Origin of the sequence: Stieleria marina, assembly GCA_007741555.1 — a bacterium.
Lineage (GTDB): Bacteria > Planctomycetota > Planctomycetia > Pirellulales > Pirellulaceae > K23-9.
Map to the genome: position 1 here is coordinate 3,495,285 of CP036526.1, position 13,318 is coordinate 3,508,602.

Annotated in this window: 11 protein-coding genes and 1 pseudogene; 6 read left to right on the forward strand and 6 right to left on the reverse strand. The window is 55.1% G+C overall.

Annotated elements, in window-relative coordinates; genetic code table 11:
* Window positions 1-98 precede the first annotated feature (98 nt).
* Window positions 99-233: a hypothetical protein gene (locus tag K239x_RS28505; protein ID WP_419189971.1), complete on the reverse strand. Its 135-nt coding sequence runs from the start codon at window positions 231-233 to the stop codon at window positions 99-101.
* Window positions 234-314: 81 nt separating this feature from the next.
* Here K239x_RS28505 and K239x_RS28510 point away from each other — a divergent pair.
* Window positions 315-482, forward strand: a pseudogene (locus K239x_RS28510) (transposase); the annotation flags it as partial.
* 177 nt (window positions 483-659) lie between these two features.
* Window positions 660-1,049: a VOC family protein gene (locus K239x_RS12170; protein WP_145418284.1), complete on the forward strand. Its 390-nt coding sequence runs from the start codon at window positions 660-662 to the stop codon at window positions 1,047-1,049.
* Here K239x_RS12170 and K239x_RS12175 read toward each other — a convergent pair.
* On the reverse strand, window positions 1,040-1,678 hold the full coding sequence (locus tag K239x_RS12175; RefSeq protein ID WP_145418286.1) for a helix-turn-helix domain-containing protein: 639 nt from the start codon (window positions 1,676-1,678) through the stop codon (window positions 1,040-1,042). The genes K239x_RS12170 and K239x_RS12175 overlap by 10 nt on opposite strands.
* Window positions 1,679-1,891: 213 nt before the next feature.
* Here K239x_RS12175 and K239x_RS12180 point away from each other — a divergent pair, with 213 nt between their 5' ends.
* On the forward strand, window positions 1,892-2,212 hold the full coding sequence (locus tag K239x_RS12180) for a hypothetical protein (protein ID WP_145418289.1): 321 nt from the start codon (window positions 1,892-1,894) through the stop codon (window positions 2,210-2,212).
* Window positions 2,213-2,569: 357 nt separating this feature from the next.
* On the opposite strand, the gene K239x_RS12185 is transcribed toward K239x_RS12180, so the two are convergent.
* From K239x_RS12185 to K239x_RS12205, 3 genes are all read right to left on the reverse strand, one after another.
* Window positions 2,570-3,133, reverse strand: coding sequence for a hypothetical protein (locus K239x_RS12185; RefSeq protein WP_145418291.1), 564 nt, complete (start codon window positions 3,131-3,133; stop codon window positions 2,570-2,572).
* A gap of 223 nt (window positions 3,134-3,356) precedes the next feature.
* Window positions 3,357-4,907 (reverse strand): sulfatase-like hydrolase/transferase, encoded by a 1,551-nt coding sequence (locus K239x_RS12190; protein WP_419189972.1) that lies wholly within the window; start codon window positions 4,905-4,907, stop codon window positions 3,357-3,359.
* A gap of 1,160 nt (window positions 4,908-6,067) precedes the next feature.
* On the reverse strand, window positions 6,068-6,403 hold the full coding sequence (locus tag K239x_RS12205; protein ID WP_145418299.1) for a hypothetical protein: 336 nt from the start codon (window positions 6,401-6,403) through the stop codon (window positions 6,068-6,070).
* Window positions 6,404-6,824: 421 nt separating this feature from the next.
* Between K239x_RS12205 and K239x_RS12210 the strand changes: the two genes are divergently transcribed.
* The 3 genes from K239x_RS12210 to K239x_RS12220 all read left to right on the forward strand — a co-directional run bounded on the left by K239x_RS12210 (window position 6,825) and on the right by K239x_RS12220 (window position 11,783).
* Entirely contained in the window at window positions 6,825-10,529 is a 3,705-nt protein-coding gene (locus tag K239x_RS12210; protein WP_145418301.1) for a mechanosensitive ion channel domain-containing protein, read from the forward strand.
* A 131-nt stretch (window positions 10,530-10,660) separates the two neighbouring features.
* Window positions 10,661-11,107, forward strand: a complete 447-nt coding sequence (locus tag K239x_RS12215) for a hypothetical protein (protein ID WP_145418303.1) — start codon at window positions 10,661-10,663, stop codon at window positions 11,105-11,107.
* 187 nt (window positions 11,108-11,294) lie between these two features.
* Complete coding sequence (locus K239x_RS12220) at window positions 11,295-11,783, forward strand: hypothetical protein (protein ID WP_419189973.1); 489 nt, start codon at window positions 11,295-11,297, stop codon at window positions 11,781-11,783.
* Window positions 11,784-11,821: 38 nt separating this feature from the next.
* Here K239x_RS12220 and K239x_RS12225 read toward each other — a convergent pair whose 3' ends face one another.
* A complete protein-coding gene (locus K239x_RS12225) occupies window positions 11,822-13,261 on the reverse strand; it encodes an FAD-dependent oxidoreductase (protein ID WP_145418305.1) in 1,440 nt (479 codons plus the stop codon).
* Window positions 13,262-13,318: the final 57 nt, after the last annotated feature.

Consider the following 13,318-nt stretch of genomic DNA (forward strand, 5'->3'; position numbering starts at 1 on the left):
TACTCGCCACCCTTTATCAGCACGTCCGCCGCGCGGCCAACAAGACAGCGGGCGTCGTCTATCCAGGCATTGCCGAACTTGAGATTGCCACAACCAACCTAGCCGCCGACGCCGCACAGAGATTCTCGGCTATGCCATTGATAATTGATTCCTCGCACCCGAAGTGCATTGTCAGCAGTCACCAAACCAACGGGAAAAACGTTGTCCTGCACCGAAAGAACTGAACCGCGCATAGTGAGAAAACCGGTCTAAAATCTGATCGGCATTTCCCAGGAGAAACCGCCGGTGAAGAAGTCAAATTTGCTGACCACCAGATTGCCTTCGCGTTGAAGCAGGCAGAGAGCGGAATGCCGATTGATGAAGTGTGTCGGAAACTTGGGATCAGTCAGCAGACGTTCTATCGCTGGAAGAAGAAGTTTGCTGGTCGGGGCACCGAAGAGCTTTGTCACTTGAAGTCCTTGGAAGAAGAGAACAAGCGATTGGCCCCAAAGATCTCGCTTCATCTGGCCGGGCTCGCTCGGCCAGATGAAGCCCTGGTTTTCTCTATGTTGGTGGTCCAGAGCCGGGGAACAGGTCAATGGCGTGTCGCATTTATTCAAGACAGACTTTTTAAGTCCCGTTAAAATTCCGCCAGTACACCAATCAAATCAGGAGAACACATGCGGTTTCGCTACACAATTCTATATGTCGACGACGTTACCAATACGATCGAATTTTACGAACGCGCATTCGGATTGGATCGCAAGATGATTCATGACAGTGGAGACTACGGTGAGCTTGCGACGGGCGACACAATCCTGTCGTTCTCTTCAAAAGTGCTAATGAAGCAGATCGGCAAGTCACCAGGGGACGTCAACCCATCAGCACCAACGTTTGAGATCGCGTTTGAAACCGAGAACGTTGCCGAGCAATTAAAGTGCGCCGTCGAGGCAGGAGCTACCTTGGTCCAAGAAGCCGAAGAAATGCCGTGGGGGCAGACAACAGCATACATTCGCGACATCAATGGATTTCTTGTCGAACTTTGCACTGCAGTCCGGCCTCAGCCATAGCCGGATTGGTGGATCGACGATTGCAAATCGGCACTCGATGCGAACTGCGTGGGCGTCACGGCCAGCCAACGGCGAAATTGCCGCGTCATGTGGGCCTGGTCGGAAAACCCACTGTCATAAGCCAAATCAGCAAAGGAATGCGCCGTCGCGATGCCTCTTGCAGCACGGCGTATCCGCGCCAGTTGCAGCCAGAACTGCGGTGGTCGGCCAGTTTCGTGCAGCACAAGTCGTTGCAGCGTGCGCGGGCCGACGCCGCATTGATTCGCGGCGTGCTTTACGGTGCGAGATGATGCTAACGAAGTCATGGCCACAGCTACGTTCAACGAAATTGAGCACGTTTCGCGAATCCGCGTTGCAATGGTATCAATGTCGTAAGCGAACGCGTCGCTCTCTTTCAGTAGTCGCGGGCAGTCAACCGAAGTGCCAGGCTTGAGTCGAAAACCAAGGAATGAGTCGCCTGCGTTGGTGGCAATTCTACGAGCGCAATCGTCCACCGAAGAGACAAACCAAGATGGGGGCTGACCACGTGATGATCGGCCAATCAAGTCGCGGCAGCCGTCCGGAACCACCATCGTGGACGACGTGTCGGTTTCCACCGATTCCCAAATCTCAAGCAGCGGATCAATCATTTTCGCAGCGTTCGTTGAATTATTCCGAGCAAATCCGTGTGCTGTCGACGACCTGAAGATCTGGTGGCAACTAGCGGAAGGGAGTTACCACGCCGCCCCATCCAGAGCGAGCGATGCATGAACGACTGAAGTTGTACCAAAGCCAACTCGCGTTGACAAAGTTGGAAGGTGTGTCGAAGCACTCGTGTAACCCCGATTTTTACGAACGCTGAAGTGCCCAAACGTTCAAAGTCGCGAGTGTGCCTGAAAGTCGTCGTCAAACCAGTACCCATCGCCCCGATCGAGAGTCCGCTTTCGGAGTTCAGCGAGGCTGAGTGCGACCACGTCATGTTCATCGTCAAAGCCCACCGTTTCGTAAAGCACATCGACAATGCGAACATTGCCATCAGTCGTGCCATCAAACGCGAGCCAATTGGCGTTGCCGTAGTCGATAATTTGTCACCATCGAGCCGTGTTTGCGAAATACTGTGCGTCATCAAAAACGTGTCCGTCGTCCTGGGGTGTATGCAGGTCAGCAAGACGCGGAAAGGGTAGACGGTAACGTTTGCCGTCCGAGGCGTGGAAATCATCTCCATCGCCAAGCAAGGCGCCGTCGGCCAAGCGGTAAAACGGGAGAAGCTCCTCCGAATCGCACCTTGCAACCGCTGAAGCGATGTCAGTATGTGACGCAGGATCATACGCGAAGTGCATGTCGCGTAGGCGATCAAAGTGCCCCGAACGGCTAAGTTCGATCGATGGTTAGTTCGTGCAACTGAAGAAATTTTGGTCACCGCCCTGAACGAAATAAGCGATGTCTGACCAACCAGAAAGTTTGCCAGGAGCGTGGCTCGAAACCAAAGAGGCAAGGTGTGCCGAATGCCTTGCGTAAACACCATGTTGTCGGGCGATGCGCTACGTTTGATGTTCCAATGCCAACACGGCGTAAACAAGATCGCGAAATGTGTTGAATACCGTTGAAACGTCGCCAATCTTGTCGCGCATCAAGATGGGTTCGTGGCTTAGGCGAACAATGGGGCAGTCGTCGTTTGCGACGCGATTGAGGTCAAAACAGATTGGATCGTAACAGTCGGGGGCCAGTGCAAACCGAACGTAGCCCTTTGGCCCCAAGGTGTTCTGAATGACGGGGTCAGACGTCATTTGGTTTGCCAAGGGCTCAAGCCCGTCGCCAGGCGGATTACCGAGAAGCCGAACGATGTGGAGATCGACGGATAGCCACCGGAATGACAGTACCAACTGTCGATACAACGCGGGCAGTGATTCGTTGCTCGGAAGGTCACCTAGAGATTCTGGCGGCGATTCGATGGCTGCAGGTGCCCACCGAATCGTGTTCCAGTCGTCTGGGTCTTGGCCGAGGCTAAGTGTTGCCGGAGGCGGGGCGTCGGCAGTGTAGCTGGAATCATCGAGGCGAAGAAAGCAATCGACAAAGCGTCGGATCAGTGCCGCATCATCACCCATCTTGTAAGTTTAGTCCCGATAACGGAAGAGTTTGAAGAAACCGCTCGGAACGAATCCAGCGATATCCGAACTACGGTGATTCTATCAAGGCCAGCCCGCGTCGGCGAACGGAAGGTGTACCGATGGCTTAGCGGGAAAACCATGTTACGCGATACGGACAGCAAGGGCTGAGTATTGCGAAATTGCCTTCAAATTCGTTGGCACTGATTTCCTGGACGGGCAGTCAGTTCTGTGTATTCTTCACGCGGTAGTGTGGTGTGCCTTTGAGCCACTCGTGGTCGCCGTATTGATAATCATCTTCACTGCGGCCCGTCTCCTTTTTCCACAGCGGCCGACGGTTGGATTCGTTCCAGGTTTTCCAAAGTGCCAACATCGTCTCTGCGCGTTGTGGTTGAGCACCGGCCAGATTATGGGATTCAGCCGGATCGTCTTTGATGTGGAATAGTTCGACATCGCCGCGAGTGACAATCATTTTGAAATCGCCTTCGCGAAACACTCCGGTGATGTCTTGAGGACTGCGGCCGGTGTGCCAGTACAGCGATTTGTGGGGAGGGACGCTTGAATTTCCCTTCATATAGTCGGTGATGTCAATTCCGTGCAGGCCCGATTGCTTGACGCTACCACCCGCAAGAGCCAGCGCTGTTGCGCCGATGTCGAGAGAAGTCACTGGATGATCCAGCACGGTTCCCGGTCGCACTTGCGACGGCCAGCGGACCACAAAGGGGACGCGTAATCCGCCTTCGTAGGCATTGCCTTTCGCGCCACGCAGCGGTCGGTTGTCACTGGTGCGTTTAAGTCCGCCGTGGTCACTCAAGAACCAAACCACCGTGTCATCAGTTAGGTCCAGATTGTCTAGAGCTTTTGTCAAACGCCCGATGCCCTGGTCCATCTCGTCAACCATGGCGCCGTAGACCGACCGACTTTTCGCTGGTACACCGGGCACTTTTGTCATCAATTCCACCGGATACTTGGCGATCGTTTCTTCCGGCGCTTCGAGGTATTCATGGGGAGCGTTGTAAGACACGAAGAGAAAGAAAGGTTTCGTGTGGTTCTTTTCGATGAATCGAATGGCGCCATCGGTCAGTTCACGCGTCAGGTACTGATCCCACTGAACTTGCGAACCGTTATGAAGCAGCGGCAGCGTGTGATGCATGTCGCGCACACCCCAAGGGTTTTTCTTTGTGAGATATCGGCCGTTATATGATGAATGATCAAGCGGAAAGTACATCAGCCCGCCACCATAAAAGCCAAACCAATCGGAGTATCCCATTGCGCGAGGAACTTGATGATCGGCCGTTCCCATATGCCACTTGCCAACACCGCCAGTGACATATCCGTGGTCCTGCATGTAGTGAGCAACCGTTTTGATACCTGCTGGCAAGCCCTCTTTGGGATTGAGAGGCTGCCTGGGATTCACGTAATAGCCAAACGTAGACTGCACACGACCGGTAATAAAGCCAGCTCGCGAAGGACCGCACATGCATCCAGTCACGTAGCCCTGTGAAAACCGGGCACCGCTGGTCGCAAGTTCGTCGATGTTCGGCGTTGGAATATCCTTGCAGCCCTGAAAGCCAACGTCCGCATAACCGAGGTCGTCGGCCATGATAACCACGATATTGGGTTTCCGCTCGCCAATTCCCAATGCAGGAGTCGCGAGCAAGCACGCTAGTGCAAACAACATCACCGTCAATAATCTTTGATTCGCTTCGCTACCCAATACTCCAGATTGACTGTTCGCGACATGTGTGAATTCGCGGGTGGTGGCGTCTGACATAGTTTATTAAGAGTTGCACAATGGAAGGTGTTTAGGCCACCGCCAAAACGAAGCGAGCGAGTCTGAATTGCGAGACATTGTACCAAGGCCAACCCGTGTGGCCAAACATGGAAGGTGTGCCGAAGGCCTAGCGTAAAAACCATGTTGGCAGACACCTCACTGTCTAAGCTGGAAGCCAAGCTGACGCTGCTCTGGCTCTGGGTTGAAAATGATTCGAGGTTGAACGGTGATGATAGTGGGGTTCGGTTCTGGGTATGCAGATTTGAATGGCAAGGATAGAACGCAGCCAAATGCCCAAACGTGGAACGTGTCATGAGCCGTTACGTTGTCGGAGAAATGAGTGCGGAGGAGAAACGGTGCGACCACTTCTGGCGACCAACCATTCGCATGGTTGGAGACGTCGCTGATCGCGCGGGTTCGACATGCAGCCCAAGTTGCAAGGGCTAGGCATATGAGTGTAGAGGAGAGCAACAGAGTGCGAACGGAATAACGGAGCCGGCGTCGAGCAATCATCCATGGTCTCCTCGTGTCTGCCAACGGAAGGTTTTAACGACGCCGTCCAGAGCGAAGCCTAACAGAGTCTAGCAGAGAAAGAGCGTATCCAGAGGGGCAATGAACAAAGCTCGTTAGGAGGCGTGCCGGGAGGCCTCAGCGTTAAAACCATGTTGTGCTAATCTAGGCAAAACACTGGAGCTGGCGAAGCTGCCGCCGCGTCAGCCCATTCCCGCAAGCGTCGGTGCCTGAGCTGACACCGGCCCGTAGCGGCTTGAGCGGAGGGACGTGGCAGCTCAGGGGACGCTAGGGCAAGCTGGCGGCAATGAAATCGCAGCTCAGGTACACCACTCTATTGCACCTGTTTGATGCCCGGCTCTGACCGGGCTTTATTTTACATCCTCTGGAAAAGTTGTGATTCTGAAGGAGTTAGAAAGCAAACAAGAAAGCAAGCAAACCAAAACCAAAAAAACAAGCCAACAATCGAGGTGATCTCGGGCCGCACAACGGAAGGTTTTTACGTCACCGCCGTGAACGAAGCGGCTGACTCTGAGTTACGAGAGAGTTTACCAATGCCAGCAAGCGTTGCCAAACGACGAAGGTGATCCCGAAGGGACTAGCGTAAAAACCATGTTGTCGGACCGTCGATCGGCCATTGCGGCTGGCCGTTAGTACTCGGCCTCAAGCTGAAAGTGCAGCGTGGGCGTGCCGGATATCCCATGTTTCGCGAGAAGCTCGTCAACCTCGGTCGCGATCACCGACAGGTCAGCAGGATCAATGCACGCGTCGTGTTGATTCTCCACCCCGAAAAGACCAACCCGTTTACCGAGCAGAATGTGGTAATCCGAATCATCGGTAAGGCGGCCAGTCCACGTATCCAGACCGCATGTGCGTGGGAGCGAAAGCAAAGGGTGGTCACCTTCTTCGAGTGCCTCGATTGCGGCGTCATCATCCGGGACTGTCGCGCGGACACCGTAGAAAACGAGAAAAGCGTCTGCGCCCATGATTAGCTGAGGTCCGACAACATGTTTTTATGCGACAACCCCACCGGATTGGTGGTGCTTGTTGCCGATTTTTATTTGTTTGTAGAGGTTTGCGATTGGCTTTGCAAGCTTTTGTTTGCTGCCATTTTGGGCGAGGGGATCGGCCGTGAGAGAGGGCATCCTGAGTCCAGCAATTGGATTCGTACTGGCGTTTCCTGCGGCATTCCCTGCCTGCCTAGCTTTGTTGTGTGCTTGCGTTGGCGGCCATCTTCATTCGCTGCCAAAGGGTTGTGAAGCCGAATTTTCGTGCGACGGTTCAGTGATTCAGCCAGTCTCGGCGGTTTACCTACGTTGACCCTGGTGATCGCAGGTTGGTACATCGAAAGGTGGATGCTGCCGCGATTGCTGCGGTGCCTCTCTTTCCGCCAAGGTGCTTGTGTTGATGCCGACTTATACAGGTTTTTGTGCCCCTCTGGATCATTGGCTTCCGCGGCTGCTGCCAGGGCTCCTGCTAGTTGGCTTGGCTTGGCTAAGCAATGCGTTTGCTGGCAAGGTTTCCGCACAGGATCTGGTTCTTCCGCCGCATTTCGCGGAGCAAGAAATCCGCCCCCCAACACGGCATCGATTGATCCCCGATTCCCAGCCGCTAAACACGGCCCGTGCCCAGGAACGTTCGGTGGACGCGATCGGTCCCACGACGCCGCGCATCGCACGAGGTTTGCCGCGCTCGAGATCAATGATTCGGCAGGTTTCGCATTTGCAGGTCGACGTCGACAGTGACCTGACCATTGAGATGGTGCAAGCGGAAATCGACGGGCTCGTTTCCCACACCGAACTCACCGAAGAACAGCTTGCTCGATCGCAGGCGTCGCTGGGACAGGCGATCAAATGGCTGACGGCGCGGCAAGACGCAATCAAGCACGTTACCAAATATACTGAACAGATCAAGAATGCTCCGGCCGAGATCAAGCGACTTCGCGCGCACTTGAATCAGCCCCCACCGGCTGACCAAGTTTACATTCCAGCGGGGGCTTCGTTGGCCCAGTTGGAATCGCAGATCACAGAACTGGATCTTCGGACGCAAGGTGACCAAAAGCGGCTTGACGAAATCAGCCAGCGGATTGATTCACGCACAAAGCGAGTGTCGGCGATCACAAAGGAAACCTCCGAGCTAGACAAACGCATCGCAGAAGCCAAAGAGGCGCCCGCGGATGCCACTCAGGACGAGTTTCAGAACTACGTTGGGTCCATCGAACGACGCGCGCGTTTGCACTCCATGGCGGCGCAGCGAGATCTGCTTCGCGTCGAGGCTAAACGGTTTGACGCGTTGGCAGAACAATGGCCCTTGGAACGCGATTTGGCCGACCGCCAGTTGTCGCACAGCAAACAAAAGCTGGACGGATGGAAGAAAACGGTCGAACGCTGGCGCCGCGACGAATCGACTCGCTACGCGTTCGAAACACGCCAGCTAGCCGAACGATCGCATCCTGCCCTGCGAGAACTAGCGACTCGTAACGCCGAAATCGCAGAGCTGCGTGTCACCACGGCAAAAGAGATTCAGACCACTTCGGCGTCCGTCACCAAGCTGAATCAAATGACGACGCGACTGGAAGAGAACCTCGATTCGCTGCAGCGAAAAGTCGAACATGCGCCACAAGCAACCAGCACCGGAATCTTGCTCCGCAAACAAAAGAACGAACTGCCTGATCAAGGCGAGTGTCATCATCGTGCAACCCAGCTGAGCCATCACACGCCGGCCGCGCACCTGTTGCTGATGGAACTGAAGGATGAGCGACGCGACATCAGCGATCCCGCTGCCAAGGGACAGCAATTGGTTGACGAAATGGGGGCGACGATCACCGAGATCGATCCGCAGCAGATTTTGCGAGCGGTGACGATCCTGCTTCAGACACGTCGTGATTTGCTGGACAAACTGATCGCCGATCAAGACACGCTGCTGCGTGATTTGAGCGAACTGGAGGTGGCCAATCATGATTTGTCGCAACAGATTGTCAGCTTCCGCGGTTTCTTGGACGAACATGTGCTGTGGGTGCGCAGTGATGACATGCTGTCGGCAAAAGACATTCGCCAAGCGACGGTCGCGACGGCAAGTCTGTTTAAGCCTTCGCGATGGACGGCTGCGGTGCGTGACGTCGTCGGCGAAACAATGCGAGGACCGGCGGCGCTGGCAGCGGCGCTGGCGTTGATACTGCTGGCTTATACTTTTCGCCAACACATGGTCCGTCGGCTCAAAGAACTCTGCAAACCGCCTACGTATTCGCTGGGGCATCCGCCCAAGCCGATGAAGTTTGGAATGTCGTTGTCCGGACTAGCGATTTCGATTTTGCTGTCCGCCGGCTGGCCGGCGGTATTGCTGGCGGTCGGCTACAAGCTCAGTACAGCGGACAGTGCCGACGAATTCACTCAGGGGCTTGGCACTGCTCTCCTGGCCGTCGCGGGTCTGGTTTGGGGCTGTCAGATCATTCGCGAAATCTGCATGGAAAACCAAGTCGGTCACCGCATGTTTGGTTGGCCTCCGCGCGTGCTGATCAGTGTGCGTCGGACGTTGGAATTGACCGTGTTGGTGGCCGCGCCGCTGGTCGGTGTTTTGGTGCTGTCGCAAAACGTAACGTTGACGGGAGGCGACAGTCTGCACCGGTTGACGCTGATGCTGACGCTATCGTTTGTTTCGCTGCAGAGCTATTCGTTGCTGCGACCCAGTGGCGAACTGATGCAAGCGGTCACGCGATTGAATCCCGAATCGATGGTGTCGCGATTGCAGCGGGCCATTTGTTTTGTCTCGGTGATGGTGCCGCTGATTTTGGCGGGCATCTCGGCCTATGGCTATCACTATTCGGCAACCAAACTGAGCAGCCGATTTGCCGAGAGCTTGGTAGGTATTTTGGGTATCATCGTCGTTCATGCCTTGGCGCTACGTTGGCTTCGGCTGAAAGGCTACAACCGATCGGTGATTGATCGGCAATCCAAATTGCAGGCCGCACGAGAGAAAACGGCGGAGCGAAGTGCGACCGAATCAAATAATGCGGATCCGTCAGACCTGCGCAGTGAGATCGCTGAAGTCGAAGAGATCAAGTGGCAAGAGACGGCGGACATCCACATTCGCGAACTGTTGCGATACGCGACGGTTGCGACGCTGCTGGTCGGAGGCTGGTTTATCTGGGCCGAAGTGCTGCCGGCGTTGCGAGTGCTGGACCGAGTCACGTTGTGGGACAACGTCGTGAAAGTTTCCGAGGTCGTGTCGAACCCGGGCGGTAAAACGACTTTGACGCAGTATGACACCAACATTCCCACCACGCTGAAAGACGCCATTGTTGCTTGCTTGATCGTGATTGGGACGTTGATGATTGGTCGCCGCATGAGCAGTTTGCTGGAGGTCACGGTGCTCCAGCGATTGCCGATCGACATGGGCGGTCGCAACGCGGTGTCGATCTTGATGCGTTACGCGCTCACGTTGGCAGGACTGTTGATAGCCTGCCACATGATCCGGCTGTCATGGAGCAGTGTGCAGTGGTTGGCTGCGGCGATGACGGTTGGTTTGGGGTTTGGGTTGCAGGAAATTTTTGCCAACTTGGTCAGCGGTCTGATCATCCTGTTCGAGCGTCCCATTCGAGCCGGTGACATCGTCACGATTGGCGAGGTGACCGGAACGGTGACTCGGATGCAAATTCGCGCCACAACGATCACCGATTTTGACCGTCGTGAATTGATTGTGCCTAACAAAAGTTTTATCACCGGCAACGTGATCAACTGGACGTTAAGCGATCCGGTTTGTCGAACGATCGTCAATGTGGGTGTCGCTTACGGCACGGACACAGCAAGAGTCGAATCGATCCTGATGTCAATTGCGAGGCGCAGTCCGATGGTATTGGACAATCCGGAACCCTGCGTCGTGTTTGGCGGATTTGGCGACAGCACGCTGGATTTTGAATTGCGCGTGTTTATCGGGCATCGCGAAAGCCGGCCGGGCGTGAACAGTGCGCTGTACATGGCCATCAATCGTGAGTTCAATCAGTCGGGAATCGAGATCGCATTCCCACAACAAGATCTGCACATCCGAACGGTTCAAGCAGCCAATCCGCTCGCAAATTTGACGGTGCCTGTCGCTACGGCAACCAAAGCAGCTTGATTTGGATTCATCCCGGCGAACTGGCAATCGGCGTGGTTGGCTGTGGCCGGGGCGCGAAGTGCTGGTAAGATGCGGAGAGACATTTTCGGGCGATTTGCTCGGCGTCAACCATCCATTTCAAAGGACCTAGCGTGCATCCTTTGCTCCTGATCGTACTGGGGACATTGTTAGTCGGGGCGGCGTTTGTGTCGTTCTGGTCGTTGGTCGTGTCGTTGCTTGCGCGCCTGAGCGGATGGTCCAGGTTGGCTCAGCACTATCGCGATGACGGTACACGCGATTCGGGCGAACCGGGCGAGTCATTTGGGATGCGGACGGGACGCGTTGGAATCGTCAACTACAACGGCTGTTTGATGCTTCGCATTTGTCCGTCGGGATTGCGGCTTGCGGTACTATTTCCATTTCGCATGGGGCACCCGCCGCTATTCATTCCTTGGGAAGAGTTTCGCAACGTTTCCGAGCAAAAAGGATTGTTTATAAGTTCAATGGTGGCAAGTATCGGCGATCCGGTGATCACAAAACTGACGCTGCCGGCAGTGATTATGGAACGCTTGGTATCGCAGTACGAACAGGATCGGTAGCGGTCGGAGATTCTGGTCGCGAATTGGTTTCGCTGAGCAGTCTGCGTGGCAAGGGCGGAAACGCCAAACGTGTATTCTGTGCATGATTTGTTTCGTTTTGACAGGCATTCGTATGCACTTGCTGGTGCCTGTATAATCGTTTGCTATCACGTTGAGGGCCGTATTTCGTTTCACCGTTTAAGTTTGAATGGTTTTGCAGCAATTTCCACAGTACGGATGCTTTCCTCGGTGGCCCGAAGATGGTCAGGGATTCATTCATCCCGATGATGTTGCATCGGCGGTGCGGTGTATCCCCAGCGAGCGAGTGTTTCGGCGGGATGCGTTTGACGGCGTCTACTATCACTATCGATACGGCAGCGTTCGCTTTCGGTTGCGTCCTTGTTTGTGGCTTAAAGTGGACGCGGAAGGAATTGACGTCGGTGATCGCATCGAAACCACGGGGATGGGCTTGCAACGTGAACTGTTCGTCGCGACCGTTTGGGGCATGCACTTCGTCCGTCGCAAGGGATGCATTCTTTATCGACTGCGAAAAGGTGATTCGTTGATTCCGAGTCTTTATGCACGGCACCAACTGCGTCTGTTGACGGACAAAGGGACGGTTCGCGCAGGTGGAGTCGAGCATCCGACGCCGCAGTGGACCGGAAAAGCAGAGACGATCAAGGACGTCGATCTGTAGGCGACCTGAGGTAACTGGTTGCCGCTAAACGGTCCCAGCTAAACCGATCGAACCAAGCCGGTGTCGGTGATCCTGGTGGGTTCGTGATAGCTGTCGCTGTCCGAATTGACGCTCCACAGATCGTGATCAGCTCCGTTGATCAAGTTGTCGGCGACCAACAGGCCCATCAAAATGCTGTGGTCTTGGTTGTTGTACTTGAATGCACCGTTGCGACCGATCGGCGTGATGCCTCCGATCGACGACAAGTACCGGGCGACCGATTCGATGTGTTGCCGGTAGCCCTTGCGATAGATGGGATAGGAGCGCCCAATCCGCAGCACGTGGCCATCGGTGACTCGTTGATTGGTCAGCAATCCAATCTCCTGCAACTCGTTTTTGCACTCTTGGATCAACGTCGCATCGTCGGACGTCCAGGCCGGAGAATTGTTGTCGCACCAGCGTTCGACAGCCAGCACAGTCGTGTCCAGTTCGCGATAGAGTTCGGGGACCCAATTGCGAAAGTTTGTTACGCGTCCCGCCGCGACATCGGGCGATTGAATGTAAACCCATTGATCATCGAAAACATCGTCGCTATCGACGTGCAAATAGGTCAGCAGTGTGTTGCGAAACTTTAACGCATCGATCGCCGAGTGCACGGCCGCGGGAACCGGATCGTTTTCGTCGTCCAGGGCGTTGATCAGCAGCGAAAGCGGCATGGTCGAAACCACGTGGTCCAGCTGGATCGAATCGTTCGACGATAGCTGAACGCCACTGACTTTGGAATCACGACGCAGGACTTTTGTCACCGGCGATTCCAGATGGATGCGTCCTCCCAAGGAAACGAATTTGGCCGCCATCGTTTCGTAGACAGCACCTGTTCCACCGACCGGGTAGGCAAATTGATCGACCAGTGTTTTATGACGCTTGGACCGCCCCGGCATCACCGCGCTGGCGATGGCTTCACCGAGCGAAAAATTGCGAATGCGCTGCGCAGCAAAGTCGTCGCTCAATTCGCTGCAGGGGATGCCCCAAAGCTTTTCGCTGTACGATTGAAAAAACATCTCGAACAGTCGTTTGCCAAATCGAGACGTCACCCATGATTGAAATGAACCTTCGTCGGCCGCGTAGGTTGGGCTGACTTTTTCTTTCAAGTAACTGGTCAGGCAACCGCAGGCATCTCGCCAACCCAGTTTTTGCATCGCACTGAGCGGGCGAATGGGATAGTCGATCAACTGCCCGAGAAAGTAGACGCGCGTCAAACGTTCGACCATCCGGTAGTCATCGCCGACAATGTCAAGCCAGAACTGGTTGATACGTTCGTCTGTGCTAAAGAAACGGTGGGGGCCGATGTCGACGCGGTGTCCCCAGAGATCCATGCTTCGCGATAGACCACCGACCTGCGCGCTCGATTCGAATAGATCCACCGACGCGCCGCCTCGCTGAAGCGACAGGGCGGCGGTTAGACCGGCTGGTCCCGCTCCGATTACTCCGACGCGCATGCGGTGTTCCCGACCCAGGAATTGCTGTCGACGATGCACCGCGTGACGAACCGATTT